26 protein-coding genes are annotated in these 26,864 nt (G+C 72.0%); 15 read left to right on the forward strand and 11 right to left on the reverse strand.

The window, feature by feature from the left end; all coding sequences use genetic code 11:
* Window positions 1-78 precede the first annotated feature (78 nt).
* The 5 genes from R2D22_RS27365 to R2D22_RS27385 all read right to left on the reverse strand — a co-directional run bounded on the left by R2D22_RS27365 (window position 79) and on the right by R2D22_RS27385 (window position 6,129).
* Window positions 79-1,038 (reverse strand): zinc metalloprotease, encoded by a 960-nt coding sequence (locus R2D22_RS27365; RefSeq protein ID WP_318107346.1) that lies wholly within the window; start codon window positions 1,036-1,038, stop codon window positions 79-81.
* Window positions 1,039-1,354: 316 nt separating this feature from the next.
* Window positions 1,355-3,001, reverse strand: coding sequence for an alkaline phosphatase D family protein (locus R2D22_RS27370; protein ID WP_318107347.1), 1,647 nt, complete (start codon window positions 2,999-3,001; stop codon window positions 1,355-1,357).
* Window positions 3,002-3,166: 165 nt separating this feature from the next.
* The gene (locus R2D22_RS27375; RefSeq protein ID WP_318107348.1) at window positions 3,167-3,982 is read right to left on the reverse strand and encodes a DsbA family protein; all 816 of its coding nucleotides are present in this window, start codon (window positions 3,980-3,982) and stop codon (window positions 3,167-3,169) included.
* A gap of 49 nt (window positions 3,983-4,031) precedes the next feature.
* On the reverse strand, window positions 4,032-4,721 hold the full coding sequence (locus R2D22_RS27380; RefSeq protein ID WP_318107349.1) for a hypothetical protein: 690 nt from the start codon (window positions 4,719-4,721) through the stop codon (window positions 4,032-4,034).
* Between the two features lie 82 nt (window positions 4,722-4,803).
* Window positions 4,804-6,129 (reverse strand): DUF2252 domain-containing protein, encoded by a 1,326-nt coding sequence (locus tag R2D22_RS27385; RefSeq protein WP_318107350.1) that lies wholly within the window; start codon window positions 6,127-6,129, stop codon window positions 4,804-4,806.
* 170 nt (window positions 6,130-6,299) lie between these two features.
* Here R2D22_RS27385 and dnaE point away from each other — a divergent pair, with 170 nt between their 5' ends.
* Window positions 6,300-9,842, forward strand: coding sequence for a DNA polymerase III subunit alpha (dnaE, locus tag R2D22_RS27390; RefSeq protein ID WP_318107351.1), 3,543 nt, complete (start codon window positions 6,300-6,302; stop codon window positions 9,840-9,842).
* A gap of 81 nt (window positions 9,843-9,923) precedes the next feature.
* Here dnaE and R2D22_RS27395 read toward each other — a convergent pair whose 3' ends face one another.
* A complete protein-coding gene (locus tag R2D22_RS27395) occupies window positions 9,924-10,097 on the reverse strand; it encodes a hypothetical protein (protein WP_318107352.1) in 174 nt (57 codons plus the stop codon).
* Between the two features lie 227 nt (window positions 10,098-10,324).
* Here R2D22_RS27395 and R2D22_RS27400 point away from each other — a divergent pair, with 227 nt between their 5' ends.
* Genes R2D22_RS27400 through R2D22_RS27415 form a run of 4 tightly spaced genes read left to right on the forward strand, consistent with a single transcriptional unit; the run spans window position 10,325 to window position 14,192 of the window.
* Window positions 10,325-11,644 (forward strand): NYN domain-containing protein, encoded by a 1,320-nt coding sequence (locus R2D22_RS27400; protein WP_318107353.1) that lies wholly within the window; start codon window positions 10,325-10,327, stop codon window positions 11,642-11,644.
* A gap of 20 nt (window positions 11,645-11,664) precedes the next feature.
* Window positions 11,665-12,636, forward strand: coding sequence for an ABC transporter ATP-binding protein (locus R2D22_RS27405; protein ID WP_318110009.1), 972 nt, complete (start codon window positions 11,665-11,667; stop codon window positions 12,634-12,636).
* A gap of 44 nt (window positions 12,637-12,680) precedes the next feature.
* On the forward strand, window positions 12,681-13,505 hold the full coding sequence (locus R2D22_RS27410; protein ID WP_318107354.1) for an ABC transporter permease: 825 nt from the start codon (window positions 12,681-12,683) through the stop codon (window positions 13,503-13,505).
* Between the two features lie 48 nt (window positions 13,506-13,553).
* On the forward strand, window positions 13,554-14,192 hold the full coding sequence (locus R2D22_RS27415; protein WP_318107355.1) for a DUF2567 domain-containing protein: 639 nt from the start codon (window positions 13,554-13,556) through the stop codon (window positions 14,190-14,192).
* A 10-nt stretch (window positions 14,193-14,202) separates the two neighbouring features.
* Here the strand turns inward: R2D22_RS27415 and ybaK are convergent, their stop codons facing one another.
* The 4 genes from ybaK to R2D22_RS27435 form a co-directional block, all read right to left on the reverse strand.
* A complete protein-coding gene (ybaK, locus tag R2D22_RS27420; protein WP_318107356.1) occupies window positions 14,203-14,748 on the reverse strand; it encodes a Cys-tRNA(Pro) deacylase in 546 nt (181 codons plus the stop codon).
* Between the two features lie 24 nt (window positions 14,749-14,772).
* Window positions 14,773-15,510, reverse strand: coding sequence for an LON peptidase substrate-binding domain-containing protein (locus R2D22_RS27425; RefSeq protein WP_318107357.1), 738 nt, complete (start codon window positions 15,508-15,510; stop codon window positions 14,773-14,775).
* A gap of 5 nt (window positions 15,511-15,515) precedes the next feature.
* Entirely contained in the window at window positions 15,516-16,541 is a 1,026-nt protein-coding gene (locus tag R2D22_RS27430; RefSeq protein WP_318107358.1) for a hypothetical protein, read from the reverse strand.
* Between the two features lie 172 nt (window positions 16,542-16,713).
* Window positions 16,714-18,315 carry an oxidoreductase gene (locus R2D22_RS27435; RefSeq protein WP_318107359.1) on the reverse strand — a complete coding sequence of 534 codons (1,602 nt, stop codon included), beginning with the start codon at window positions 18,313-18,315 and terminating at the stop codon, window positions 16,714-16,716.
* A gap of 155 nt (window positions 18,316-18,470) precedes the next feature.
* Between R2D22_RS27435 and hisD the strand changes: the two genes are divergently transcribed.
* The 10 genes from hisD (at window position 18,471) to R2D22_RS27485 (ending at window position 26,203) form a co-directional block, all read left to right on the forward strand.
* Window positions 18,471-19,814: a histidinol dehydrogenase gene (gene hisD, locus R2D22_RS27440; protein WP_318107360.1), complete on the forward strand. Its 1,344-nt coding sequence runs from the start codon at window positions 18,471-18,473 to the stop codon at window positions 19,812-19,814.
* Complete coding sequence (locus R2D22_RS27445) at window positions 19,811-20,944, forward strand: histidinol-phosphate transaminase (protein ID WP_318107361.1); 1,134 nt, start codon at window positions 19,811-19,813, stop codon at window positions 20,942-20,944. The genes hisD and R2D22_RS27445 overlap by 4 nt, the downstream gene beginning before the upstream one ends.
* On the forward strand, window positions 20,941-21,534 hold the full coding sequence (gene hisB, locus R2D22_RS27450; protein WP_058941846.1) for an imidazoleglycerol-phosphate dehydratase HisB: 594 nt from the start codon (window positions 20,941-20,943) through the stop codon (window positions 21,532-21,534). Before R2D22_RS27445 ends, hisB begins: the two co-directional genes overlap by 4 nt.
* Window positions 21,531-21,695, forward strand: coding sequence for a hypothetical protein (locus R2D22_RS27455; RefSeq protein WP_318107362.1), 165 nt, complete (start codon window positions 21,531-21,533; stop codon window positions 21,693-21,695). Before hisB ends, R2D22_RS27455 begins: the two co-directional genes overlap by 4 nt.
* On the forward strand, window positions 21,692-22,339 hold the full coding sequence (gene hisH / locus R2D22_RS27460) for an imidazole glycerol phosphate synthase subunit HisH (protein ID WP_318107363.1): 648 nt from the start codon (window positions 21,692-21,694) through the stop codon (window positions 22,337-22,339). The genes R2D22_RS27455 and hisH overlap by 4 nt, the downstream gene beginning before the upstream one ends.
* On the forward strand, window positions 22,339-23,070 hold the full coding sequence (gene priA, locus R2D22_RS27465) for a bifunctional 1-(5-phosphoribosyl)-5-((5-phosphoribosylamino)methylideneamino)imidazole-4-carboxamide isomerase/phosphoribosylanthranilate isomerase PriA (protein WP_318107364.1): 732 nt from the start codon (window positions 22,339-22,341) through the stop codon (window positions 23,068-23,070). Before hisH ends, priA begins: the two co-directional genes overlap by 1 nt.
* A complete protein-coding gene (locus R2D22_RS27470) occupies window positions 23,067-23,468 on the forward strand; it encodes a RidA family protein (RefSeq protein ID WP_318107365.1) in 402 nt (133 codons plus the stop codon). The genes priA and R2D22_RS27470 overlap by 4 nt, the downstream gene beginning before the upstream one ends.
* Window positions 23,465-24,220 (forward strand): imidazole glycerol phosphate synthase subunit HisF, encoded by a 756-nt coding sequence (hisF, locus tag R2D22_RS27475; RefSeq protein WP_318107366.1) that lies wholly within the window; start codon window positions 23,465-23,467, stop codon window positions 24,218-24,220. The genes R2D22_RS27470 and hisF overlap by 4 nt, the downstream gene beginning before the upstream one ends.
* 117 nt (window positions 24,221-24,337) lie before the next feature.
* The gene (locus tag R2D22_RS27480) at window positions 24,338-24,925 is read left to right on the forward strand and encodes an ArsR/SmtB family transcription factor (RefSeq protein WP_318107367.1); all 588 of its coding nucleotides are present in this window, start codon (window positions 24,338-24,340) and stop codon (window positions 24,923-24,925) included.
* A gap of 24 nt (window positions 24,926-24,949) precedes the next feature.
* Window positions 24,950-26,203 carry an MFS transporter gene (locus tag R2D22_RS27485; RefSeq protein ID WP_318107368.1) on the forward strand — a complete coding sequence of 418 codons (1,254 nt, stop codon included), beginning with the start codon at window positions 24,950-24,952 and terminating at the stop codon, window positions 26,201-26,203.
* Here R2D22_RS27485 and R2D22_RS27490 read toward each other — a convergent pair.
* A complete protein-coding gene (locus R2D22_RS27490; protein ID WP_318107369.1) occupies window positions 26,200-26,835 on the reverse strand; it encodes a TIGR03085 family metal-binding protein in 636 nt (211 codons plus the stop codon). The two genes, R2D22_RS27485 and R2D22_RS27490, sit on opposite strands and share 4 nt — an antisense overlap.
* Window positions 26,836-26,864: the final 29 nt, after the last annotated feature.

Raw genomic sequence — 26,864 nt, forward strand, 5'->3', positions numbered from 1 at the left:
CCGTACGGCGGTACGGGAGAAGGGCGCGGCGGGGGCTCAACCCGTCGCGCCCTTCCCGTCATTCCGTCAGACGGCGCCTCAGCCGGCGCGGTACGCGGTCCACATGCTGCTCATCCGCGCGACCTGGCCCGCGGTGAACTGGTACATGCAGTTGTCGTACGTGTAGTCCATGAAGTTGTGGATCGGGTCCACACCGGTCTTGTTGACGCAGGAGTCACGGCCGGTCGGGCACTCGTACGCCGGGGACTTCTCGGCCGGCGTGTCGGAGACGGAGTCACCGCTGCCGCTGCAACCGCCCTGGAACGTGTGGTAGAGGCCCATCCAGTGGCCGACCTCGTGGGTGGCGGTGTCGCCCTCGTTGTAGTTGGCGGCCGAGCCGCCCGGCAGCGAGGAGTCGAGCACGACCACGCCGTCCATCGACGGGCTGGAGTTGTACGAGGACGGGAAGGTCGCCCAGCCGAGCAGGCCGCCGCCGAGCTTCGCGGTGTAGAAGTTCAGCGCGCCGGCGCCGCCCTTGCGCAGGGTGGACTTCATGTCCTTCTCGGCCTGCGAGCCGGAGGACAGGTTGTACCAGGTGGCGTTGTCCGTGTAGTCGGTTCCGGCCAGCGTGAACTGGAAGCCGGTGTTCACGTTGCCGGTGCCCTGGCCACCGTAGGCGGCGTTCAGCACGGCCAGCTGGTTGTTGATGTCCGTGGCCGAAAGCTTGCCGGTGGTGCCGCTGTGGATGACGTGGAAGTAGACCGGGATGGTCGCGCCGGCGGCGAGGCTGCTGCCGCTCGTGCGGGCCGCTTCCAGTCTCTTCTTCAGGTCCGCGTCCATCGCCTTGGCCTGGGTGGCCGAGACCTCGTTGGGCTCGGCCTTCGTGGCAGTGCCCTTGGCCTTGCGGGCGGCGGACACGGCGGCGGAGCCGTCGGCGCACTCCTCGGCGGAGGCACCGGCCAGGGTGTTGGTGGAAGCAGCCGCGCCGGTGGGCGCGGAGAGGGGAGCCAGGGCCAGGGTTCCGGCCATGGCTACAGCGCCGAGCAGACGACGTGACATACGCGGCGTTATACGAACAAGAGCACGCACTCGTGACTCCTTGCGGGGGGTTGTGGAGAGGCACTTCCTCGCCACCGCCGGGAGATTACGGGTTCATGTCAGACACAGAGGAGCGATGATCAAGCCCAATCATTCAGGGGGCGAATCGGGGCATCCGGAAGAAAAATTTGCGCCAGTTCCGGAGTTTGAGATGCGCACGTAACGAAAGACGTGACAACGGCGGGTGGTGTGTCCGGATTCGGTCGCCGTGACCCACCACCCGCCGTGATGCTGTGATCTCCTGTTAACAGTTCGCCGAGTGGCTGAAAATCGACCCTCAGCGCACCGGCGCGTACACCCGCTCGACCTTCTGCGTTCCCTTGCGCGTCCGGTAGGAGCGCGACCAGGCCGACGTCGCGTCCGGCCGGCGCTTGTCCGAGACCGTGTAGTAGTCCATCTGCGACTGCTCGGCGGTCACGTCCAGCACGCCGTAGCCGTGGTGGTCCATGTCCACCCACTTCACATGGCGGTTGGCCGCCTTGATCGCCGTGGCCGCGACCACCGAGAGCGTGCCCGGGGCGACCTTGAGCATCTCGTCGAGGTTGTCCGAGGTCACCGAGGTCACCACGAACTCCGTGGCCGCCGAGGCCGAGAGCGGGTAAGTGGCCGCCTTCACCGGCACGTCGTTGGCCCAGGCCATGTGGATGTCACCGGTCAGGAAGACCGTGTTCTGGACGGCGCGCTGGGTCAGGTGCGCGAGCAGTTCCTTACGGTCGTCCGTGTACCCGTCCCACTGGTCCACGTTGATCGCCAGGCCCTCCTTCGGCAGGCCCAGCAACTCGGCCAGCGGCTCCAGGAGGTGTGCGGGCAGCGCGCCGAAGGCGACCGGTGAGATCATCACGGAGGTGCCGACCAGCTTCCAGGTGGCGTCCGAGCCGGCCAGCCCCGCCTTCAGCCAGTCCAGTTGGGCACGGCCGGTGATGGACCGCTCCGGGTCGTCCACCGAGCCGTTGCCGACGCTCGTCTGCTGGGACCGGAACGAGCGCAGGTCCAGCAGGTGCAGATCGGCCAGCTTGCCGAAGCGCAGCCGTCGGTAGACCGTGCCCTCCGTGGAGGCGCGGACCGGCATCCACTCGAAGTACGCCTGCTTGCCCGCGGCGACCCGGGCCGCCCACGCGCCCTCGGTCTCCGGGGTGTGGTTCTCCGCCCCGCCCGACCAGGCGTCGTTGGCGAACTCGTGGTCGTCCCAGATCGCGATCATCGGGTGCGCGGCGTGCAGCGCCTGCAGGTCGGCGTCGGTCTTGTACTTGCCGTGCCGGGTGCGGTAGTCGGACAGCGAGACGATCTCGTGGAGCGGCTCGTGGCGGCGCACCACCTGGTCCTCTGCCGGGTAACCGCCGCTCTGGTACTCGTAGATGTAGTCGCCGAGGTGCAGCACCGCGTCCAGGTCGGAGCGGGCGGCGAGGTGGCGGTACGCGGAGAAGTAGCCGGCCTCCCAGTTGGAGCAGGAGACCACGCCGAAGCGGACGCCGGGCGCGGCTGCGTCGACGGCCGGGGTGGTGCGGGTCCGGCCGGCCGGGGAGACGGTGCCGCCCGCGGTGAAGCGGAACCAGTAGGCGGTGGCCGGGCGCAGGCCGCGGACGTCGGCCTTCACGGTGTGGTCGGAGCCGGCGGTCGCGGTGGCGGTGCCGCGGGCGACGGTCCGGGCGAAGTCGCGGTCCTCGGCGACCTCCCAGTAGACCGCGACGTCCGGGCCCTTGCCGGAGCCCGGCACGGCGTCGGGGGTGGGGGTGACGCGCGTCCAGAGCAGGACGCCGTCGGGCAGCGGGTCGCCGGAGGCGACGCCGTGCAGGAACGCGGGGGCGGAGGAGTCGGCAGCGGCGGGCGAGGCGGCGGCGGCCAGGGCGGGGGCGGCGACGGCCGTGACGGCGGCGGCCTTGACGACGGAGCGGCGGCTCGGAGCCGAGGGAATGAGACTGGTCACGGGTCGTCAGATTACTGACCGGTATGGCGAACACGCAGGCGAAAACCGGAAAGTTCGCCGAATCTTCGACCGGACGTCGCGACCCGCGAGGCGCTGCGCCTCCGACGCCGCGGCCCCCGGACCCGTCGAGGGGTCCGGGGGCCGCGGCGTGTGCCGTCGGGGACGTCAGCTCTTGAGGGCCTTGTCGATCGCCGTGGTGAACTCGGCCGCCGTCATCGGGGGGTTCTCGCTGCCCGCCGCGGTGACGGTCTTGCCGTCCATCTTCAGCGTCGGCGTGCCCTTCACGCCGCTCTTGTCGAACGCCGCCGACATCTTCATCGCCCACGCGTCGAACGTGCCGTTCTCCACGTTCTTCTTGAACTCCGCGTCGCCCTTCAGCGCGTCCACCGTGTTCGCGACCTCCAGCAGGTAGGAGTCCTTCGCGAACTTGTCGTCGTTCTCCTCCGGGTGGTACTTCGCCGAGTACAGCGCCGCCTTGTACTGCATGAAGGCCTCGGGGCTCACGTTCAGCGCCGCGCCCAGCGCCGACAGGGCGTTCTTCGAGCCCTCGCCGCGGGTGGCGTTGTCGATGAAGGTCGCGCCCACGTACTTGATCTTGTACTTGCCGGCGTCGACGTCCTTCTTCACCGTCTCGCCGACGGCCTGCTCGAAGCTGGCGCAGACCGGGCAGCGGGAGTCCTCGTACAGCTCCAGCGTCTTCTTCGCGGCCGGCTTGCCGATGAGGACGGTCGTGCCGTTCGCGCCCTCGGTGTTCTTCGGCGCGGTCACGTTCTTGGCGTCCTTCGCGGCCTCCCACTGGGTGGGCTTGTTGGCCTGCACGACGGCGTAGCCGATGCCGCCGGCGATTGCCAGGACGGCCACCGCGGACACACCGACGATCACCTGCCGGCGCGCCTTGTCCTTCTTGGCCTGGCGCTCGCGCTCCAGGCGCAGTCGCTCGCGGGCCGCCGCCTTGTTGGCCTGGCTGTTGCGTGCACTCATGTTCGTGATCTCCGTACGGGAAAGAAAGAGGGAAGGGGGACTGCGGTGCTCAGGCGAGGACGAAGCCCGGGCACGGCGGTCCACGCCGTCCGACGGAGTGCACGAGAAGACGCGGGACGGACCGGCGCGGCCGGTCCGCCGGGCGCGCGCCGCGCCGGAGCGCGGGACGCGGGGCACGGGCCAGGGCGGCGACCAGCCGAAGCGGCCGGAACGCGCCCGCGGCCGCGGCGCCGGCCAGCCGGGCCAGCGCCCGCTCGCCGTGTCGCAGCCAGACCGCCGCACCGAGCCCGACCACCACGTGGGCGGCGAGCAGCAGCCACGGCAGCGCGGGATCGGGGGAGCTGAGCAGGGCGGCGGCCGGGTGGCCGTTCCCTGCGGCGGCCACGCCCGGAAGCGGCGCGCCCACGGCGCCGCCGCAGAACACGTCCACCCCGACCGACCGCAGCGATCCGGCGACCGGGCCGCCGGCGGGGCCGTAACAGACGTCCTGGCCGGAGGTGAAGACCGTGTCGGCGGCCAGCTCCAGCGGCACCAGCAGGCCCGCGATCGGGCCGAAGCCCCGCTCCCGGCCGGCCAGCGCGTAGGCCACCGCGAAGACGCCGGCCGCGACGGCGGCGACGGTCAGCAGCGGCAGCGGGACCCGGGACAGCAGCACATGGGAGGCGGCGGACAGCGTCACGACCACGGTCGTGAAGATCGCCGCCCGCAGCCCCCTCAGCCGCGTCCCAGACATGTCCATAGCGGTGTGAGTGTGCCACGCCTTCCTGTAGGAGCGTCCTAAGAACCCCATGAGAACGGGCCGCCCGGCGTGTGGGAGCGGACTACAGGCCCGGGATCCGGCCGTTGCGGAACAGGTCGACGAAGATCTGGTGGTCCGCCCGGGCCCGCGCCCCGTAGGCGTGCGCGAAGTCGACGAGCAGCTCCGCGAAGCCCTCCTCGTCCGACGCGATCGCCGCGTCGATGGCCCGCTCCGTGGAGAACGGCACCAGTGAGTGGCCGCTCTCGTCGTCCGCCGCCGCGTGCATCGTCGCCGTGGCCCGGCCCAGGTCGGCGACCGTGACCGCGATCTCGTCCAGGTCGTCGATGTCCGACCAGTCCAGGTCCACCGCGTACGGCGAGACCTCGGCGACCAGCTGACCCGCCCCGTCCAGCTCCGTCCAGCCCAGCCACGGGTCGGCGTGGTCCTGCAGCGCCCGCTGCGAGATCACCGTGCGGTGGCCCTCGTGCCGGAAGTAGCCGCGCACCGCCGGGTCCGTCACATGGCGCGAGACCGCCGGCGTCTGCGCCTGCTTCATGTAGATGACGACGTCGTTCTCCAGGGCGTCGCTGTTGCCCTCCAGGAGGATGTTGTACGAGGGCAGGCCGGCCGAGCCGATGCCGATCCCGCGCCGCCCGACGACGTCCTTCACCCGGTACGAGTCCGGGCGGGCCAGCGAGGACTCCGGCAGCGTCTCCAGGTAGCCGTCGAAGGCCGCGAGGACCTTGTACCGCGTCGCCGCGTCCAGCTCGATCGAGCCGCCGCCCGGCGCGAACCGGCGCTCGAAGTCGCGGATCTCCGTCATGGACTCCAGCAGCCCGAACCGGGTCAGCGAGCGGGCGTCGCGGAGCGCGCCGAGCAGCGCGCCCTGCGCCGTGTCGAGCGTGAACGGCGGCACGTCGTCGTCCTTCGCGCCGGTCGCCAGGGCGTGGATCCGCTCCCGGTAGGCGGCCGCGTAGATCCGGACCAGGTGGGAGATCTGCTCGTCGCTGAGCGCCTTGGTGTAGCCGATCAGCGCCAGGGAGGCGGACAGCCGCTTCAGATCCCAGGTGAAGGGGCCGACGTACGCCTCGTCGAAGTCGTTGACGTTGAAGATCAGCCGGCCGGTGGCGTCCATGTACGTGCCGAAGTTCTCGGCGTGCAGGTCGCCGTGGATCCAGACCCGGCCGGTCCGCTCGTCCACGTACGGGCCGGTCTCGGCCTCGTCCTCCAGGTCCTTGTAGAACAGGCACGCCGTGCCCCGGTAGAACGCGAAAGCGGAGCCGGCCATCTTGCGGAACTTGACCCGGAAAGCGGCCGGGTCGGCGGCCAGGAGCTCCCCGAAGGCGGTGTCGAAGACGGTGAGGATCTGCTCACCGCGCTCGGCTGCGGTGGGCTGCGGGACCGACATCGAAGGTGCCTCCTGGTGCATGACAAATGGGACAGCGTGTTCGTTGTTCTCCAACGCGCGACGGTACCCCCGAGTGCCCACCCGTTGTCAGTCGGCCGACGTAGACTTCCACGCTGACCCCCCAGACTGTCCGCAGCCTGTCGTCCGCCGTTTCCTGGAGGCCTCCCACCGTGACCAAGCCGCCCTTCACGCACCTCCACGTCCACACCCAGTACTCGCTGCTGGACGGTGCCGCGCGGCTGAAGGACATGTTCAACGCGTGCAACGAGATGGGCATGACCCATATCGCCATGTCCGACCACGGCAACCTGCACGGCGCCTACGACTTCTTCCACACGGCCAAGAAGGCCGGTGTGACGCCGATCATCGGCATCGAGGCGTACGTGGCGCCGGAGTCCCGGCGGAACAAGCGCAAGATCCAGTGGGGCCAGCCGCACCAGAAGCGGGACGACGTCTCCGGTTCCGGCGGTTACACCCACAAGACCATCTGGGCGGCGAACTCCACCGGTCTGCACAACCTCTTCCGGCTCTCATCCGACGCGTACGCCGAGGGCTGGCTGCAGAAGTGGCCGCGGATGGACAAGGAGACCATCTCCCAGTGGTCGGAGGGCCTGATCGCCTCCACCGGCTGCCCCTCCGGCGAGCTGCAGACCCGGCTCCGCCTCGGCCAGTTCGACGAGGCCCTGAAGTCGGCCTCCGAGTACCAGGACATCTTCGGCAAGGACCGGTACTTCCTGGAGCTGATGGACCACGGCATCGAGATCGAGCGCCGGGTCCGTGACGGGCTGCTCGAGATCGGCAAGAAGCTCGGCATCCCGCCGCTGGTCACCAACGACTCGCACTACACGTACGCGCACGAGGCCACCGCCCACGACGCCCTGCTCTGCATCCAGACCGGCAAGAACCTCTCCGACCCGGACCGCTTCAAGTTCGACGGCACCGGCTACTACCTGAAGACCACGGACGAGATGTACGCCGTCGACTCCTCGGACGCCTGGCAGGAGGGCTGCCGCAACACCCTCCTGGTGGCCGAGCAGGTCGACACCACCGGCATGTTCGAGCCGCGTGACCTCATGCCGAAGTTCGACATCCCGGAAGAGGGCTACACCAACGTCACCTGGTTCAAGGAGGAGGTGCGGCGCGGCATGGCCCGCCGCTACCCCGGAGGCGTCCCCGAGGACCGGCAGAAGCAGGCCGAGTACGAGATGGACGTCATCATCCAGATGGGGTTCCCGGGCTACTTCCTCGTCGTCGCCGACTTCATCATGTGGGCGAAGAGCCAGGGCATCGCCGTCGGCCCCGGCCGAGGCTCCGCGGCCGGCTCGATCGTCGCGTACGCGATGGGCATCACCGACCTCGACCCCATCCCGCACGGACTGATCTTCGAGCGCTTCCTCAACCCCGAGCGCGTCTCCATGCCCGATGTCGACATCGACTTCGACGAGCGTCGGCGCGTCGAGGTGATCCGGTACGTGACCGAGAAGTACGGCGCCGACAAGGTCGCCATGATCGGCACGTACGGCAAGATCAAGGCGAAGAACGCCATCAAGGACTCCGCCCGCGTGCTCGGCTACCCGTACGCGATGGGCGACCGGCTCACCAAGGCCATGCCCGCCGACGTCCTCGGCAAGGGCATCGACCTCAACGGCATCACCGACCCCTCGCACCCGCGCTACAGCGAGGCGGGCGAGATCCGGGCGATGTACGAGAACGAGCCCGACGTGAAGAAGGTCATCGACACCGCCAAGGGCGTCGAGGGCCTGGTCCGGCAGATGGGCGTGCACGCGGCCGGCGTGATCATGTCCAGCGAGCCCATCGTCGACCACGCGCCGATCTGGGTGCGGCACACCGACGGCGTCACCATCACGCAGTGGGACTACCCCCAGTGCGAGTCGCTCGGCCTGATCAAGATGGACTTCCTGGGCCTCAGGAACCTCACGATCATGGACGACGCCGTCAAGATGGTGAAGGCCAACAAGGGCATCGACCTCGACCTGCTCGCCCTGCCGCTGGACGACCCGAAGACCTTCGAACTGCTCCAGCGCGGTGACACCCTCGGCGTCTTCCAGTTCGACGGCGGCCCCATGCGGTCCCTGCTGCGGCTGATGAAGCCCGACAACTTCGAAGACATCTCCGCCGTGTCCGCGCTCTACCGCCCGGGCCCGATGGGCATGAACTCGCACACGAACTACGCCCTGCGCAAGAACAAGCAGCAGGAGATCACGCCGATCCACCCGGAGCTGGAGGAGCCGCTCCGGGAGGTCCTCGACGTCACCTACGGCCTGATCGTGTACCAGGAGCAGGTGCAGAAGGCCGCCCAGATCATCGCCGGCTACTCGCTCGGCGAGGCCGACATCCTCCGCCGCGTGATGGGCAAGAAGAAGCCCGACGAGCTGGCGAAGAACTTCACCATCTTCCAGGCCGGCGCCAAGAAGAAGGGCTTCAGCGACCAGGCCATCCAGGCCCTCTGGGACGTGCTGGTCCCGTTCGCCGGGTACGCCTTCAACAAGGCGCACTCCGCCGCGTACGGCCTGGTCTCCTACTGGACCGCCTACCTCAAGGCGAACTACCCCGCCGAGTACATGGCGGGACTGCTGACCTCGGTCAAGGACGACAAGGACAAGTCCGCGGTCTACCTGAACGAGTGCCGCCGGATGGGCATCAAGGTGCTCCCGCCGAACGTGAACGAGTCGCAGTCGAACTTCGCCGCCCAGGGCGACGACGTGATCCTCTTCGGCCTCACCGCCGTCCGGAACGTCGGCTCCAACGTCGTGGAGTCGATCATCAAGAGCCGCAAGGCCAAGGGGAAGTACTCCTCCTTCCCCGACTTCCTCGACAAGGTCGAGGCCGTGGTCTGCAACAAGCGGACCATCGAGTCGCTGATCAAGGCCGGCGCCTTCGACACCATGGGCCACACCCGCAAGGGGCTGGTCGCCCAGCACGAGCCGATGATCGACAACGTCGTGGCGGTCAAGCGCAAGGAGGCCGAGGGACAGTTCGACCTGTTCGGCGGCATGGGCGAGGAGGACAGCAGCGAGCCCGGCTTCGGCCTCGACGTCGAGTTCTCCGAGCTGGAGTGGGAGAAGGCGTACCTGCTGGCCCAGGAGCGCGAGATGCTCGGCCTGTACGTCTCCGACCACCCGCTCTTCGGCCTGGAGCACGTGCTGTCCGACAAGACGGACGCCGGCATCTCGCAGCTCACCGGCGGCGAGCACGCGGACGGCGCGGTCGTCACCATCGGCGGCATCATCTCCGGACTCCAGCGGAAGATGACCAAGCAGGGGAACGCCTGGGCCATCGCCACCGTCGAGGACCTGGCCGGCTCGATCGAGTGCATGTTCTTCCCGGCCACGTACCAGCTGGTCTCCACCCAGCTCGTCGAGGACGCGGTGGTCTTCGTCAAGGGCCGCCTCGACAAGCGCGAGGACGTGCCCCGGCTGGTCGCCATGGAGCTGATGGTCCCCGACCTGTCGAACGCCGGGACCAACGCGCCGGTGATCCTCACCATCCCCGCCCTGAAGATCACCCCGCCGATGGTCAGCCGCCTCGGTGAGATCCTCAGCCACCACAAGGGCAACACCGAGGTGCGGATCAAGCTCCAGGGTCCGCGCACGACCACGGTGCTCCGGCTCGACCGGCACCGCGTCCAGCCGGATCCGGCGCTCTTCGGCGACCTGAAGGTGCTGCTCGGCCCGTCCTGCCTGGCGGGCTGATCCGCCGGACCTTCCGCCGCACGCGCAAGGGGCGCGCCCGTCGTCACGGGCGCGCCCCTTTGCCTACGGCTTCAGGCCTGATCAGTTGTGGCCGAAGCGCTTCTGCCGACCCTTGCGGGCGATGTCGCCCGGAGTGACCTGAGAGGCGCGGTTCTGCGCCTCGGACTCCATCGACATCTGCTGGGCCTGCTGGGTTCCGCGCTCGGCCGGCGAAGCGGACTGCTGACTGCGGTTCTGCTTGCGGTTCTTGGCCATGGGAGTGATGCCTCCTCAAGGGGGTCTGGGGGCCAGGGCCGCTGTCAGACTCACACAGGGGGAGAAGCGTCGCATTTTGGATCATTACGGACCGTAATCGCGGCGCGCCGGAGAAACCGAGTGACTTCCGCCACGCCGATGATCGAGTTCCCGCTGTCTGCGCCGCGACGGTCGGGCAGACTCGAAGCAACCCGAAGCACTCCCGATCCCGAGGTTCCCGAAAGAGGGTGGAACACGTGGACCGCTGCGTCGTTCTGGTGGACGCCGGCTATCTGCTGGGCGCCGCCGCGAGCCTGCTCGCCGGGGAACCGGCCCGCTCCCGCATCACGGTCGACCACGCCGCCCTCATCCAGGGGCTGCGCGAGCGCGCCGAGGCCGACACCGCCCAGCCGCTGCTGCGGATCTACTGGTTCGACGGCGCGCCCGACCGGGTGCCCCAGCCGGAGCACCGCAGGCTGCGCGTGATGCCCCGGGTCACCGTCCGGCTCGGCGCGCTGACCCGCAGCGACGGCCGCTGGGCCCAGAAGGGCGTCGACGCCGCCATGCACGCCGAGCTCACCGAGCTGGCCAGGAACCGCGCCTGCTCGGACGTCGTGCTGGTCACCGGCGACGGCGACCTGCTGCCCGGCCTGATGTCCGCCAAGGAACACGGCGTCGCCGTCCACCTCTGGGCCGTCCAGGCCGCCGACGGCGACTACAACCAGTCCGAGGACCTCGTCGCCGAGGCCGACGAACGCCGGGTGCTCGACCGGACCTGGATCACCCGCGCCGTCCGCGCCAAGGACCTCACCGGCATCTGCGCGCCGCCGCCCGCCCCGCGCCCCGAGATCGCCGCGATCCTCTCCGCGCCGCTGCCCGAGTCCGCGCTCGCCGCCTCCGCCGAACGGGCCGCCGAGGCCGCGGCCGCCGCTGCCGCCGCCGCGGCGGCGAACGGCGGCGTCGACGCGCCCGCGGATCCGTCCGCCGCGCCCGACGAGAACGGGCTGAACGGTGTCAACGGCGCGCCCGCCGCGCCGCAGCACGGCGTCAAGGGCGTCCCCACCCCCAAGGACCTCGCCGGCCTGCGCGGCCCCGGCGGCCACGCGCCCGCCGCACCGGCCGGCGGCGCGACGCTGCGCTGGTCCTCCGACCGGGGCTGGGTCGACCGTCCCGGCGGCCCGCTCGGCGAGCCCGCCGAGACCGCGTCGCTGCCCACCCTCGCCCAGCTCACCAGCGCCGAGCAGCGCTGGGCCGACCGCGAGGAGGACATCACGACCGTCGGCGGCGACCCCTTCGAGGTCGGCCAGGTGTTCGCCCGCCGCTGGATGGAACGGCTTCCGGAACAGAGTCACGTCCAGCGCCTGGCCGGCATGTACCCGCGCGTCCCGCACCGCATCGACGGCGAACTGCTGAGGTACGCGGCCAGGTTCGGCCTGCTCGCGCACAAGGACGACCAGATCGACGAGCACGACCGGTACGCGATCCGGGCCGGTTTCTGGCGCGAGATCGACGTCCGGGCCGCCGCAGAACACGCCCCCGCCCCGGAGCAGACCCGAGGACCGGCGTAGGCTCCTCCCTCGTGAGTACGGTGTGCGTGGTGCGGGATCTGGTCAAGACGTACCCCGCCACGCGCGGCAGACGCGGGACCCCCGCGACGCCCGAGGTGCGCGCCACCGACGGCATCCGCCTGGACGTGGGCGGCGGCGAGATCTTCGGCCTGCTCGGCCCGAACGGCGCCGGGAAGTCCACCCTGGTCCGCCAGCTCACCGGTCTGATGCGCCCAGACTCCGGCAGCGTCCGGATGCTCGGCCACGACCTCGTGCGCCACCCCGAGCGCGCGGCCAGGCTGATCGGCTACCTCGGCCAGGAGTCCACCGCGCTCGACGAGCTGACCGTCGCGCTCGCCGCCGAGACCACCGGCCGGCTGCGCGGACTGTCAGCGCCCGCCGCCCGCGCCGAGCGGGACGCCGTCCTGGAGGAGCTGGGGCTCACCGGCATCGCCGGCCGGCCGCTGAAGAAGCTCTCCGGCGGCCAGCGCCGGCTCGCCTGCTTCGCCACCGCCCTGGTCGGCGAACGCCCCGTCCTCGTCCTCGACGAGCCCACCACCGGCATGGACCCGGTGGCCCGGCGCGCCGTCTGGGCCGCCGTCGACCGCCGCCGCGCCGAGCACGGCACGACCGTCCTGCTCGTCACCCACAACGTCATCGAGGCGGAGACCGTCCTCGACCGGGTCGCCGTCCTGGAACGCGGCCGGGTCATCGCCTGCGACACGCCCGCCGGGCTCAAGGAGCGCGTCGCCGGCGAGGTCCGGGTCGAGCTGGTCTGGCGCGAGCGGCCCCCGCTGGACGTTCCGGAGGTCGCCGCGCTGCGCGCGTCGGCCACCGAGTCCGGCCGCCGCTGGGTGTTCCGGCTCGCCCCCGACGAGGCCCGCGCGGCCGTCGCCGCGGTCACCGGCGGAGCGGCCTTCGCCGCCCTCGACGACTTCACCCTCGCCACCCCGAGCCTGGAGGACGTCTACCTCGCGCTCGGCGGGGCGGCGAAGGGTCTGGTGAAGGCGTGAGCCCCACGCGTACCCCCAGTGGAATCGGACAGGAGCAGCGTCAGGTGAGCACCGTGCCCGCGGAGGCCCCCTCCGGAGCCCTCGGCGCCCCCGCCCGGTCCGGCGAGGAGGAGGCCGCCCCGCTCGCGCCGCGGGCCCGGGCGCTGCCCGCGCTCGCCGCGGTGTACCGGGCCCAGCTCTCCCGGGCCCGGGTGGCCCGGATCCCGCTGCTGTTCGTGGCGACCTTCCAGTCCGTCGGGATCATGGTGCTGATGCGCGGGGTCGTCGACGGCGGCCCCGAGGCCCGCGCGGTCGTCGCCGGCTCCTCCGTCCTCGTCGTCGCGTTCGTCGCGCTCAACCTGCTCGCCCAGTACTTCGGCCAGCTCCGGTCCGGCGGAGGGCTCGACCACTACGCCACGCTGCCCGTGCCGCCCGCCTCGGTGGTGCTCGGCACGGCCGCCGCGTACGCCTCCTTCACCGCGCCCGGCGCGGCCTTCACCGCCGTCGCCGGCTCGCTGCTGTACGGGCTGCCGCTCACCCACCTGTGGATCCTGGCGGCCGTCGTGCCGCTGGCCGGCGCCGCGCTCGCCGGGCTCGGCGCGGCCCTCGGCCTGCTCGCGCCCCGCCAGGAGCTGGCCACCCTGCTCGGCCAGCTCGGCATGTCGGCCGCGCTGCTGCTCGGCGTGCTGCCGGCCGAGCGGCTGCCCGGACTCGTCGGGTACGCCCGCGACCTGCTGCCGTCCACCTACGGCGTGGAGGCGCTGGCCCGGACGTTCGACAGGCACCCGGACTGGGCCGCCGTGGCGCTCGACCTCGCCGTGTGCGGCGCGGTCGGCGTCGTCTCGCTGGCCCTGGCGACGCGGGCGTACCGGCGGGCCGCCGTCCGCTGAGATCCCCTCGGTGAGGCGCTCCGCCGGTGCGCCTGGCACGATGGCGGGGTGACCGCACCTCTGACGCCGCCTCACCAGCCGCACTCCCAGCCCCACGGCGACACGCCGTGGCCGGAGCCCTTCCCGAAGCCCGCCCCGGACGTCCCGGGCGCGCGGCACGAGGTGCGGGACGCGCTCGGGGTGGTGGCGCTCTCGGCCCTCGCGGGCGTGGTGTTCGGGCTGCTGTGGCTGTGGCTGGCTCCCCGGATCCCGCTGATTTCCGACGGCAAGGCGGTCTTCCTGAAGAACAGCGAGGGCGAGGCGGCGATCGGCGCGGACGGCACGTTCGCGCTGCTGGGCCTCGGCTTCGGGGCGCTCGCCGGGCTCCTGGTGTTCCTCTGGCGCCGGCACGGCGGGGTGGGGCTGGTGCTCGGCCTGGCGGCGGGCGGCCTGGCCGGCTCCGCGGTCGCCTGGGGCGTCGGCAGCTTCCTAGGCCCCACGGACGACGTGGTCGCGCACGCCAGGGCCGTCGGCAAGGGCGTCGCGTTCGACGCGCCCCTGGAGCTGAACACCGTGGGCGCGCTGCTGGCCTGGCCCATAGCGGCGATGATCCTGCACCTCGCCCTGACCACCCTGTTCGGCCCGCGCGACGCGGAGCCGGAGTGGGGCCCGTGGGAGCAGGTCCCGCCGCGCCGCACCGAGCCCTGAGAACCCCGGGTCAGCCGCGGCCGATCGGGGCCAGCACCGCCGAGGTGAGGGCCGCCAGGTCGGCGGGGGAGAGTTCGACCTCCAGGCCGCGGCGGCCCGCCGAGATACAGATCGTGTCGTGCGACGAGGCCGACGCGTCCAGCACCGTACGCAGCCGCTTGCGCTGCCCCAGCGGGGAGATCCCGCCGCGCACGTAGCCCGTGGTCCGCTCGGCCGCCGCCGGGTCCGCCATCGCGGCCCGCTTGCCGCCGACCGCCGAGGCCAGCGCCTTCAGGTCGAGCTGGCCGGCCACCGGCACCACCGCGACGGTCAGTTCGCCGTCCACGTCCGCGACCAGCGTCTTGAAGACCCGGTCCGGCGACACGCCGAGGGCCTCCGCCGCCTCCTCGCCGTACGAGGCCGAGGCGGGGTCGTGGTCGTACGCGTGCAGGGTGAAGGGCGTGCCGGCCGCCGTCAGCGCGACGGTCGCCGGGGTTCCCGCCCGTCGCCCACCACCACCCTTGTTCGAATGCGCTTCGCGCGCCCCATCTGCCTGCTTCTTCTGCTTCTTCGCCACCGGAAGTCCTCGTTCGGCTCGGGCTCAGTTCGGGCTGGTCGGCGCGCGGGTGAGGTCCACCGCCGGCAGCGACGGCAGATGCCGTAGCACCGCCGTCTCCTTGCGCAGCAGGGTCAGTTCCTCGCGCAGCCGGGTCGCCGTGTCCGGGGCCTGCAGCAGCCGCTGCTTGGCCGGGGTGTCGAGCACCGCCGCGGCGGCGACCAGGTACGACACCACCGACGGGTCGTCGGGCAGCTCGGAGGTGGTCAGCGAGCGCTCACGGGCCCCCGCCAGCCGCTTCTGGTACGCGCGGAACGCCCGCAGCACGCCTTCGGCGAGCGCGCCCGCGCCCTCGCCCCGGTCCTCCGGCAGCTCCTCCAGCTCGGCCTCCAGGAACGGGCCGGTCGCGTCGACGGAGAGCAGCTTGACCCGGGTCGTACCGGTGGCCATCACCTCGAAGCTGCCGTCGGCGCGCTCCCGGATCGACGCCGCGTCGGCGACGCAGCCGACCCGGTGGAACGCCTGGATCGGGTCCGTCCCGAACCCGGCCGCCGGACCCTTCTCGGGCAGCGCGGTCTGGTCGGGCAGCCCCGGGGCGGTCGGCGCGACCTCGCGGCCGTCGCGGATCGCGACGACGGCGAAACGGCGCGGCTCGTCCTCGGCGGTCTTCAGCAGCTCGCGCATCATGGCGCGATAACGCTCCTCGAAGACGTTCAGGGGCAGCACGAGGCCCGGGAACAGCACCCCGTTCAGGGGAAAGAGAGGCAGACGAGCGGTGGTCACAGCGGTCAAGCGTAATGGCCGTGGGCGCGGCCGTGTCCGGCCCGTCCGAACCGTGGCACGGCGGCCGGCGCGCAGGACCGCACCGCGTCCCTGGCCTCGAGGAACCGGGCCAGCGGATCGTCGCTGACGGACGCCCACGGGAAGGACGTCGCGTACCGGCCGATCCGGCCGAACTGCTCCAGCGCCTCCGTCCGGCGACCGCGCTCGATCAGCACGTACGCCAGCTTGTTGCGCACCTCCGCCGGCCACGGGTCGCCGACCGGGTACACGGCGGACAGCGCCACCGCCCGCTCGGCCGCCGCGTCGATCCGCGCCTCCGGCACCGCTCCGGCGGCGTCGCCGCTCAACAGCTGGGCGAGGGCCGCGCGGGCCGGCAGCGCCTGCACCAGCGAGCCCGCCGGTGCGTCGTCGGCGGCCTGCTCGGCGAAGTCGAAGCACGCGCCGTGCGAACCGTGCCAGGGCGCCGACAGGTACTTCAGCGCGGCGACATGGCAGCCGTAGTGGTGCGGGGAGCGGCGCACCGCCTGCTCCCAGCGGGCCTCGAAGACGGCGGCGCCGGTGTGCGCGCCGCGCGCGTGGTCCAGCGCGAGGCGCCACGGCACCGGGTCCGCCGGATCGGCTGCCACCGCGGCGTCGACGAGCGGGGAGAGTTCGCGCAGCCGCTCCGCCCGGGTCGGCGACTGCCAGGCCCGGCGCACCGCGAGCTCCGCCTCGACGAGCCGCGCGTCGGGGTCGCCGGGGGAGGTGGCGAGCCACTGGGCCAGCCACTCGCCGCGGCTGTGCGCGAAGGTCGCCAGGCGGGCCGTGTACCGGTCCCGGTTCTCCCACTCGGCGGCGTCCCGCGTGGTGGCGAGCAGCTTGGCGGCCGGTTCGTGGTCGCCGAGGGCGGCCGCGACCAGCGCCGGACCGAGCCGGTCGTCCGGCGCGTCGAGCAGCACGTCGCCGTCCGGCGGCAGCCCCGTGGTCGGCGGGGTGGGCCGGACCCTGCGGACGGTGAACAGGGCACGGAGCGATGGCATGGTGCGGACCATTGAAAACCGCAGGTCGGGGCCGCGCCAGTGGGCGAGTGTGAAGCTTTGGTAGCGGCGGAATGGTTGTATTCCGGAACGTCAAGAAGATGCAAAGGAAGCGGACGCGAGGGGGCGAATACGGCCACCTCGCACGCCCCTCCCGCACATCCCGCGCCCGTGCGACACGCCGGTCTCAGCCCCGGGTCAGGAGCCGCGACGCGCCCGCCGCCACCGTCGTCGCGAGCACCCAGCCCAGCAGGATCAGCGCCGCCGCCGTCCACTGCCACAGACCCGTCAGCCGCCAGTACCCGTCCTGCCCCAGGTTGATCACCGGGAGCAGCAGGTCCAGCGCGAACAGCGGGGCGCTCCACACCGGGGCCTCGTCCGCCTTCAGCGGGACCGGGTCGTACCGCGAGAACGCCAGCGCCCCCGCCGCCCACAGCACCGCCATCCACAGCGCCGCCCGGCCCGGCCGGTAGCCGTACGCCACCGTCCAGTCCTGTACGTATCCCCAGAGCTTGCCCGCCACCGGCAGCGTCTCGCGCCGGCGCCGCTGCTTGGCCAGCAGCACCTGCCGCGCCTCGGCGTCCTCACCGCTGTTGCGCAGCACCGTCGCCAGGCGTTCGTACGGCTCCGGCGCGTACTCCGGCGTCGCCGCCGCCACCCATTCGAGCCGCCGGGCCAGCGGGAAGTGCCCGTACGGCACCAGGTTCTCGTAGCCGAACCCGTTGATCGCCAGGCCGCCGGGACCCGGCCAGCTGGTCGACAGGTCGATCAGCGTCACCACCTTCGCCCCGTTAAGCACCACCCGGCCCTCCGCCGGGCGCTCCCCGTTGAACCGCAGCTCGGGCGTGACGATCCGGCGCAGCGACACCTCCTCGCGGCGCGCCCCGGACAGCAGGAACCGGGCGTGGTGCAGGTCCACCGAGTCCCCGAACCGGCCGTCGTCGAGCCGCACCCCGCCGTGGCACTCGACCGGCTGCCGCCGCGCCCCGTGCACCGGGGTGGCGCCGACCCCGAACGGGGGAGTGGACGTGGAGTTCCCCGTCTGCTCGTAGACCCAGGCCGCGTTCAGGTACAGCGAGCGCTCCACCGTCAGCTGCGGCGCGTTCAGCGCGCGGCGCTCGCGCGCGCCGCGCAGCCGGCTGCCGCGCAGGCTCAGCGACACGCCGACCTTCGCCCCGCGCAGACTGAACTCGCCGTGTGTCTCGATCAGTTCGGCCTGGAGGTCCTGCGCCACCGACAGGCCGTCCGCGGTGATCGCCCGGCCCCGCCGGTCCGGCCACACCTGGATCTGGTTGATCAGGAGGTCGGTGCCGATCTGCGCGTCCGTGAGCCGGATCCCGCGCTCCACGCGGCACCGGGGCAGATGCAGGTCGCCCTGCGTGTGCAGGCGCGCCGCCTCGATGCGCGGAATCGCGCACTCCACCATCCGCAGCGTTCTGAAGTGGGACTCCGGCAGCACCAGCTCGTGGTCGAAGCGGCAGCCGTTCAGCTCCACGTACGGCGCTATCAGGCCGCCCGCCAGGTTCAGCGTCCCGGTGATCCGCGCCCCGCGCAGCTTCAGCGCCGAGACACGCCCGGACCGGGCCGGCGGTCCGTCGAGCAGCAGCAGCGCCACCACGTCCGCCCGGACCGTGCGCTCGGCCGGCCACTCCCGCCCGGAGAACGGATCGTCGAGCACCGGGCTGCCCTGTCTCAGATCGCAGGTCGCCCCGATCCTGAACGCCTGCCACATCATCCGTTCCGCGCCGGTGAGATCCTCCGGCGCACTGTCGTCGCGCGGCTCGGTCACTGCCGCCCCCTGTCTCCGGATTCGTACGGCCGTTCTTCCCGCTCTGTGACGGACTGAACGCTAACGGTCAGCTGTGACAGTCCGTGCCCGGTGTGGCTTGTATCAGCCAGTGATACGGGCGACCGGCGCCGAAAGCGGTCTGCGAGAATTGACCCGTGATCTCTCGAATCGACCTGCGTGGCGACACCCTTCCGCAGGGTGGCGCGCTGCGCGACCTGCTGCCCCGTGCCGAGTTCGACGTGGAAGCCGCCCTGGAGACGGTGCGGCCAATCTGCGAGGACGTCCGGCATCATGGCGCCGCAGCGGTCATCGACTACGGAGAGAAATTCGACGGCGTGCGGGTCTCCGGCCTCCGCGTCCCCGCCGAGGCGATCGCCCGCGCCCTCGAAGAGCTCGACCCGCCCGTCCGCGCCGCCCTCGAGGAGTCCATCCGCCGCGCCCGCCTCGTCCACCGCGAGCAGCGCCGCACCGACCACACCACCCAGGTCGTGCCCGGCGGCACGGTCACCGAGAAGTGGATCCCCGTCGAGCGCGTCGGCCTGTACGTGCCGGGCGGCCGCTCCGTGTACCCGTCCTCCGTCGTGATGAACGTCGTCCCGGCCCAGGAGGCCGGCGTCGAGGGTGTGGCCATCGCCTCGCCCCCGCAGAAGGAGTTCGGCGGCCTGCCGCACCCGACGATCCTGGCCGCCTGCGCCCTGCTCGGCGTCGACGAGGTCTACGCCGCCGGCGGCGCCCAGGCCATCGCCATGTTCGCGTACGGCACCGAGGGCACCGCCGACGAGCCCGGCTGCGCCCCGGTCAACCTGGTCACCGGCCCCGGCAACATCTACGTCGCCGCCGCCAAGCGCCTCCTCAAGGGCCGCATCGGCATCGACGCCGAGGCCGGCCCGACCGAGATCGCGGTCCTCGCGGACTCCACCGCCGACCCGGTGCACGTGGCCGCCGACCTGATCAGCCAGGCCGAGCACGACCCGATGGCCGCCTCCGTCCTGGTCACCGACTCCGAGGAGCTGGCCGCCGCCACCGAGGCGGAGCTGAAGACCCAGGTCGCCGCGTCCAAGCACGTCGACGACCGGATCGTCCCGGCCCTGTCCGGCAAGCAGTCCGCGATCGTCCTGGTCCGCGACCTGGAGGACGGTCTCAAGGTCGTCGACGCGTACGGCGCCGAGCACCTGGAGATCCAGACCGCCGACGCCGCCGCGTGGGCCGCCCGGGTCCGCAACGCCGGCGCGATCTTCGTGGGCCCCTGGGCCCCGGTCTCGCTCGGCGACTACTGCGCCGGCTCCAACCACGTGCTGCCCACCGGCGGCTGCGCCTGCCACTCCTCGGGCCTGTCCGTGCAGTCCTTCCTGCGCGGCGTCCACATCGTGGACTACACCCGGGACGCGCTCGCCGAGGTCGCCCACCACGTGGTGACGCTGGCCGAGGCCGAGGACCTGCCGGCGCACGGCGCGGCCCTCAAGGCGAGGTTCGGATGGAAGGTGCCGGACAGCAAGTGAGCACGAACGACAGGACCGTCGGCATCGACGACCTCCCCATCCGCGACGAGCTCCGCGGCAAGTCCCCGTACGGCGCGCCGCAGCTCGACGTGCCCGTCCAGCTGAACACCAACGAGAACCCGTACCCGCTGCCCGAGCCGCTGGTGGCCCGGATCGCGGAGCGGGTCGCCGAGGCCGCCCGCGGCCTGAACCGCTACCCCGACCGGGACGCGATCGAGCTGCGCACCCAGCTGGCCGCGTACCTCACCAAGACCGGCAGGCACCCGGTCACGGTCGAGAACGTCTGGGCGGCCAACGGGTCCAACGAGGTCCTCCAGCAGCTGCTGCAGACCTTCGGCGGTCCCGGCCGCACGGCCATCGGCTTCGAGCCCTCGTACTCGATGCACGCGCTGATCGCGCGCGGCACCGGCACCGGCTGGATCTCCGGCCCGCGCGACGACGACTTCCGCGTGGACGTGACGGCGGCCGAGCAGGCCATCGCCGAGAACGCGCCGGACGTCGTCTTCATCACCTCGCCCAACAACCCCACCGGCACGGCGGTCGAGGCGGAGACCGTCCTGGCCCTGTACGAGGCCGCCCAGGCCGCCAAGCCGTCGCTGGTCGTGGTGGACGAGGCGTACGTCGAGTTCAGCCACCGCGACTCGCTGCTGCCGCTGATCGAGGGCCGCCCCAACCTGGTGATCTCCCGCACCATGTCCAAGGCCTTCGGAGCCGCCGGGCTCCGCCTCGGCTACCTGGCGGCCCACCCGGCCGTGGTCGACGCCGTCCAGCTGGTCCGGCTGCCGTACCACCTCTCCGCCGTCACCCAGGCCACCGCACTGGCCGCCCTGGAACACACCGACACGCTGCTCGGTTACGTCGAGCAGCTGAAGACCGAACGGGACCGGCTCGTCGACGAACTGCGCGTGATCGGCTACGAGGTCACCGCGTCCGACGCGAACTTCGTGCAGTTCGGCCGCTTCGACGGCGCCGCCGGCTCCCACGAGGCGTGGCAGAAGATCCTCGACCGGGGCGTCCTGGTCCGGGACAACGGCGTACCGGGCTGGCTGCGGGTCACCGCGGGCACCCCCGAAGAGAACGACGCGTTCCTGGAAGCGGTTCGCGCACTCAAGAAGGAGCAGCAGGCATGAGCCGCGTAGGACGGGTCGAACGGACCACCAAGGAGACGTCCGTCGTCGTCGAGATCGACCTCGACGGCACCGGAAAGGTCGATGTCGCCACCGGTGTCGGCTTCTACGACCACATGCTCGACCAGCTCGGCCGGCACGGTCTGTTCGACCTCACCGTGAAGACCGACGGCGACCTGCACATCGACTCCCACCACACCATCGAGGACACCGCCCTCGCGCTCGGCGCCGCCTTCAAGCAGGCGCTCGGCGACAAGGTGGGCATCTACCGCTTCGGCAACTGCACCGTCCCGCTGGACGAGTCGCTCGCCCAGGTCACCGTCGACCTCTCCGGCCGCCCGTACCTGGTGCACACCGAGCCCGAGAACATGGCGCCGATGATCGGCTCCTACGACACGACGATGACCCGGCACATCCTGGAGTCCTTCGTCGCCCAGGCGCAGATCGCGCTGCACGTCCACGTGCCGTACGGGCGCAACGCCCACCACATCGTGGAGTGCCAGTTCAAGGCGCTCGCCCGCGCCCTGCGCTACGCCTCCGAGCGCGACCCGCGCGCTGCCGGAATTCTTCCCTCCACGAAGGGCGCCCTGTGAACAGCCTGTCGACCGTCCTGATCATCGTCGGTCTGTTCCTGCTCGGGGGTGTCTACTCCTTCGTCAAGCAGAAGCAGTCCCGCAGCGTCGTCACCGTGCTCGCGCTGGCCTCCGCGCTCTCCCTCGCCGCCGGCGTGCTGCGACTGGACGTGTGGTCATGAGCAGCGCGTCCCCGAAGAAGGTCGTCGTCTTCGACTACGGCTTCGGCAACGTCCGCTCCGCCGAGCGGGCCCTCGCCCGGGTCGGCGCGGACGTCGAGATCACCCGCGACTACGACCGCGCCATGAACGCCGACGGGCTCCTCGTCCCCGGCGTCGGCGCCTTCGCCGCCTGCATGAAGGGCCTCACGGACGCCCGCGGCGACTGGATCGTCGGCCGCCGGCTCTCCGGCGGCCGCCCGGTCATGGGCATCTGCGTCGGCATGCAGATCCTGTTCGAGCGCGGCATCGAGCACGGCGTCGAGACCGAGGGCCTCGACCAGTGGCCCGGCACCGTCGAGCCGCTGAAGGCCCCGGTCGTCCCGCACATGGGCTGGAACACCGTCGACGCGCCGGCGGACACCGAGCTGTTCGCCGGCCTCGACGCCGACGCCCGGTTCTACTTCGTGCACTCCTACGGGGTGCGCGAGTGGACCCTGGAGGTCGGGAACAAGAACATCCGCGCCCCCAAGGTCACCTGGGCCACGCACGGCGAGCCGTTCGTCGCGGCGGTCGAGAACGGCGCCCTGTGGGCGACCCAGTTCCACCCCGAGAAGTCCGGCGACGCCGGCGCGCAGCTCCTCACCAACTGGATCGGAACGCTCTGATGTCCCGCACGCTTGAACTGCTCCCCGCCGTAGACGTCCGCGACGGCCAGGCCGTCCGGCTCGTGCACGGCGAGTCCGGCACGGAGACCTCGTACGGATCCCCGCTCCAGGCAGCGCTCGCCTGGCAGAGCTCCGGCGCCGAGTGGCTCCACCTGGTCGACCTGGACGCCGCGTTCGGCACCGGCGACAACCGTGCCCTGGTCGCCGAGGTGACCGCGGCCATGGACATCAAGGTCGAGCTGTCCGGCGGCATCCGCGACGACGCCACGCTCGCCGCCGCCCTCGCCACCGGCTGCACCCGCGTCAACCTCGGCACCGCGGCCCTGGAGACCCCCGACTGGGTCGCCAAGGTCATCGCCGAGCACGGCGACAAGATCGCCGTCGGCCTGGACGTCCGCGGCACCACGCTGCGCGGCCGCGGCTGGACCCGCGACGGCGGCGACCTGTACGAGACCCTGGCCCGCCTCGACTCCGAGGGCTGCGCCCGCTACGTCGTCACCGACATCGCCAAGGACGGCACGCTGCAGGGCCCCAACCTGGAGCTGCTGCGCAACGTCTGCAAGGCCACCGACAAGCCGGTCGTCGCCTCCGGCGGCGTGTCCTCCCTGGACGACCTGCGCGCGCTGTCCGGCCTGGTGGACGAGGGCGTCGAGGGCGCGATCGTCGGCAAGGCGCTGTACGCCAAGGCGTTCACCCTGGAAGAGGCGCTGAAGGCGGTGGCCGCCGTATGACCGAGTCCGTGCGCAAGGTCGTCACCGGCGCGCCCTGGGAGGAGCAGTTCGGCTACTCCCGCGCGGTGGAGCTGCCGAACGGGACCGTCCTGGTGGCCGGCTGCACCTCCGTGGTCGGCGGCGCGATCGCCGACGGCGGTCCGTACGAGCAGACCGTCAACTCCTTCAACGTGGCCTTCGACGCCCTGAAGCAGCTGGGTCTGGGAGCCGAGGACGTCGTCCGTACCCGGATGTACATCACCCACGCGCGGGACGTGGACGAGGTCGGCCGCGCCCACAAGGAGCTGTTCGACGCGGTCCGCCCGGCCGCTTCGATGATCATCGTCTCCGGCTTCGTGGACCCCCGACTGGTCGTCGAGGTCGAGGTCGAGGCCTACCGAGGGGACGGTGCCGCATGAGTCTCGCCGTACGCGTGATCCCCTGCCTGGACGTGGACAACGGCCGGGTCGTCAAGGGCGTCAACTTCCAGAACCTGCGCGACGCGGGCGACCCCGTCGAGATGGCCAAGCTGTACGACGCCGAGGGCGCCGACGAGCTGACCTTCCTCGACATCACCGCCTCCTCGGGCAACCGGGAGACCACCTACGACGTGGTGCGCCGCACCGCCGAGCAGGTCTTCATCCCGCTGACGGTCGGCGGCGGCGTCCGCTCGCCGGAGGACGTCGACAAGCTGCTGCGGGCCGGCGCCGACAAGGTCGGCGTCAACACCGCGGCCATCGAGCGGCCCGAGCTGATCCGCGAGATCGCCGAGCGGTTCGGCCGCCAGGTCCTCGTGCTGTCGGTCGACGCGCGCCGCAACGAGTCCGGCTCCTTCGAGGTCACCACGCACGGCGGACGCAAGGGCACCGGCATCGACGCCGTCGAGTGGGCGCACCGGGCCGCCGAGCTGGGCGCGGGCGAGATCCTGCTCAACTCGATGGACGCGGACGGCACGAAGGACGGCTACGACACCGAGATGATCGCGGCCGTGCGCAAGCACGTGACCGTGCCGGTGATCGCCAGCGGCGGCGCCGGCAGGTTGTCCGACTTCCCGCCGGCGATCGAGGCCGGTGCGGACGCGGTGCTCGCGGCCTCCGTCTTCCACTTCGGCGACCTGCGGATCTCGCAGGTCAAGGAGACGCTGCGGGAGGCGGGCCACCCGGTCCGCTGAGCCGGGTTCCGGTTTCCTGAAGGGCCCCCACGGCGGCCCTTCTTCTTTCCCGGATACGCAGGATTATTTGTGCAAATTCTATTGCGCAAGATTTCTTTCGTATCTACGGTCGTGGACATGACCTCGCAGGAGAACCGCCGGATCACCGACCTCGGCACGCTGAAGGCCATCGCGCACCCGCTGCGCATGCGCCTCTACCGGGCCCTCTTCGTCGCCCGCACCGCCACCGCCTCCCAGCTCGCCGAGCAGGTCGACGAGGCCGTCTCCCTCGTCAGCTACCACCTGCGCAAGCTCGCCGAGCACGGACTCATCGAGGAGGCCGAGGCACAGTCCGCCGACGGCCGCGAACGCTGGTGGCAGCCCAGCTCGTACGGGGTGTCGATCCGCGACGAGGACGTCCGCGGGAACCCCGAGATGGCCGCCGCGAGCGACGCCGTCGGCCGCACCGTCAACGAGCAGCGCACCGAACTCCACCGCCGCTTCATGGACGAGCGGCTCACCTGGTCCGACGAGTGGCGCTCCGCCGCGATCAGCTCCGAGTGGCTGCCCCGGCTGACCGCCGCCGAACTGGCCGCCCTCGGCGAGGAACTCGACGCCGTCCTCAAGAAGTACGACCAGCGGGCCCGCGCCGCCGAGGACGCCGGCGACACCGAGGGCCGCGAGAAGGTCGCCGTCCACCTCCACGGCTTCCCGTACCGGGGCTGACCGATGGCCATGACGACGCGCACGATGACGGCTCCGTCCCCTCCCGCCGCCTCCCGCCCCGCCCACCGCGACCCCAACGTGCTGCGCTGGCTCGGCGCGTTCACCGCCTCCACGCTCGGCGACAGCATCTACTACCTGGCCCTGTCCTGGGCCGCCGTCAGCAGCGGCACCCCCGCCCAGGCCGGACTGGTGATGGCCGTCTCCGCGGTCCCGCGCGCCCTGCTCATGCTCTTCGGCGGAGTGATCGCCGACCGCCTCGGGCCGCGCCGGGTCGTCATCGGCTCCGACGCCGTCCGCTGCCTCGTCACCTTCGGCCTCGCCGCCGTCCTCTTCCTCGCCTCACCGGGCCTCTGGGTCCTCGCCGTCGTCGCCCTCGTCTTCGGTACCGTCGACGCCGTCTTCCTGCCCGCCGTGGGCGCCCTGCCGCCCCGGATCGCCGAGCGCGAGCAGCTCGCCCGCGTCCAGGGCATGCGCGGCATCGGCTACCGGCTCGGCGCCGTGGTCGGTGCCCCGCTCGGCGGCCTCGCCGTCGCCCTCGGCGGCCCCGCGACCGCCTTCGGCGTCGCCGCACTGCTCTTCGCCGTCTCCGTGCCCCTGCTCTGCGCGCTGAAGATCCGCCCCATGCCCGGCGACGACGAGCCGCGCGACGGCACGGCCCTGCGCGACCTCGCCGAAGGCATGCGCTACCTGCGCCGGCACAAGGTCCTCGGCCCGCTGATGATCGTCGTCCTTCTCGGCGACCTCGGCTTCGCCGGCCCGCTCAACGTCGGCCTGGCGCTGCTGTGCGAGCAGCGCGGCTGGGGCGCCTCCGGCATCGGCTGGGTCCTCGCCGGCTTCGGTACGGGCGCGGGCGGCGCCTCCCTGCTGCTCGCCGTCAGGGGCCGGATACCCCGGGCCGGCGCCGTCCTCAACGCGGCCATGGTCGTCGGAGCCGTGTCGATCGGCGCGCTCGCGTACGTCCCGCTGCTGCCCGTCGCGGTCGCCGTCGCCCTCTCGATCGGCCTGCTCGCCGGGCTCTCCGGGGCGCTGTGCGGAGCCCTGATCCAGACCGAGTGCGACCCCGCCTACCTGGGCCGGGTGAGCGCCGTCTCCAGCCTCGGCAGCCTCGGCATCGCCCCACTGGGCCTCCCGGTCGCCGGCGCGGCCATCGGGGCCTGGGGCCTCGGCCCGGTCTTCGTCGTCAGCGCCTCGATCTGCGCCCTCAGCGGTGTCTACGGCCTCGCCGTCAAGGGCCTGCGCCACGCGGAGCTGCCCGGGCCGGCCGCTCCGGCCGCCTAGATCCCGAGCTGCTTGGCCTCGTGGAGGCGGGCCACCGCCTCCTGGTCGCCGTCCAGCTGCACCTTCGCCGCGTCCTGCCGGCCGAAGACGAACATCGTCAGCTCCCCGGGCTCCCCGGTGACCGTCACCACCGGCGTGCCCTTGTGGGCCACGGCCGTCTGGCCGTCCGGACGCCGCAGCACCAGGCCCACCGGGGCCTTCCGCCCCAGCAGCCGGGCGCCCTTCTCCAGGCGCGACCAGAGCACGTCGGAGAAGACCGGGTCCAGCTCGCGCGGCGACCAGGCCGGCTGGGCCCGCCGCACGTCCTCCGCGTGGACATAGAACTCGACCGTGTTCGCGCCCTCGTCGATCTGCTTGATCGTGAACGGCGACATCCGCGGCGGACCCGTCCGGATCAGCTGGATCAGCTCCTCGTACGGCTTCTCCGCGAACTCCGCCTGCACCCGGTCCAGCCGGTCCTTGAGCGCCGGGACCACCGTCCCCGCCGCCGCGTCCGGGCGGCGCTCGCGCACCACCACATGGGCGGCCAGATCACGCGTCCGCCAGCCGGTGCACAGCGTCGGCGCATCGGGGCCCGCCGCCTCCAACAGGTCGGCGAGAAGGAGCCGTTCACGCTTCGCATGGGTCGACATGCCCGCCAGCGTACGGCGCCCGACACCGG

This window comes from Streptomyces sp. HUAS YS2 (assembly GCF_033343995.1).
In the GTDB taxonomy this organism is placed as follows: domain Bacteria; phylum Actinomycetota; class Actinomycetes; order Streptomycetales; family Streptomycetaceae; genus Streptomyces; species Streptomyces solicathayae.

Coding starts and splice junctions, on each gene's coding strand:
- R2D22_RS27490 (WP_318107369.1), bottom strand. CDS start 26,835: ATGTCGACCCATGCGAAGCGTGAACGGCTCCTTCTCGCCGACCTGTTG.
- priA (WP_318107364.1), top strand. CDS start 22,339: ATGTCCCGCACGCTTGAACTGCTCCCCGCCGTAGACGTCCGCGACGGC.
- R2D22_RS27430 (WP_318107358.1), bottom strand. CDS start 16,541: ATGGTCCGCACCATGCCATCGCTCCGTGCCCTGTTCACCGTCCGCAGG.
- hisH (WP_318107363.1), top strand. CDS start 21,692: ATGAGCAGCGCGTCCCCGAAGAAGGTCGTCGTCTTCGACTACGGCTTC.
- R2D22_RS27375 (WP_318107348.1), bottom strand. CDS start 3,982: ATGAGTGCACGCAACAGCCAGGCCAACAAGGCGGCGGCCCGCGAGCGA.
- R2D22_RS27485 (WP_318107368.1), top strand. CDS start 24,950: ATGACGGCTCCGTCCCCTCCCGCCGCCTCCCGCCCCGCCCACCGCGAC.
- hisF (WP_318107366.1), top strand. CDS start 23,465: ATGAGTCTCGCCGTACGCGTGATCCCCTGCCTGGACGTGGACAACGGC.
- R2D22_RS27365 (WP_318107346.1), bottom strand. CDS start 1,038: ATGTCACGTCGTCTGCTCGGCGCTGTAGCCATGGCCGGAACCCTGGCC.
- R2D22_RS27480 (WP_318107367.1), top strand. CDS start 24,338: ATGACCTCGCAGGAGAACCGCCGGATCACCGACCTCGGCACGCTGAAG.
- R2D22_RS27470 (WP_318107365.1), top strand. CDS start 23,067: ATGACCGAGTCCGTGCGCAAGGTCGTCACCGGCGCGCCCTGGGAGGAG.
- R2D22_RS27380 (WP_318107349.1), bottom strand. CDS start 4,721: ATGGACATGTCTGGGACGCGGCTGAGGGGGCTGCGGGCGGCGATCTTC.
- R2D22_RS27385 (WP_318107350.1), bottom strand. CDS start 6,129: ATGTCGGTCCCGCAGCCCACCGCAGCCGAGCGCGGTGAGCAGATCCTC.
- hisB (WP_058941846.1), top strand. CDS start 20,941: ATGAGCCGCGTAGGACGGGTCGAACGGACCACCAAGGAGACGTCCGTC.
- R2D22_RS27395 (WP_318107352.1), bottom strand. CDS start 10,097: ATGGCCAAGAACCGCAAGCAGAACCGCAGTCAGCAGTCCGCTTCGCCG.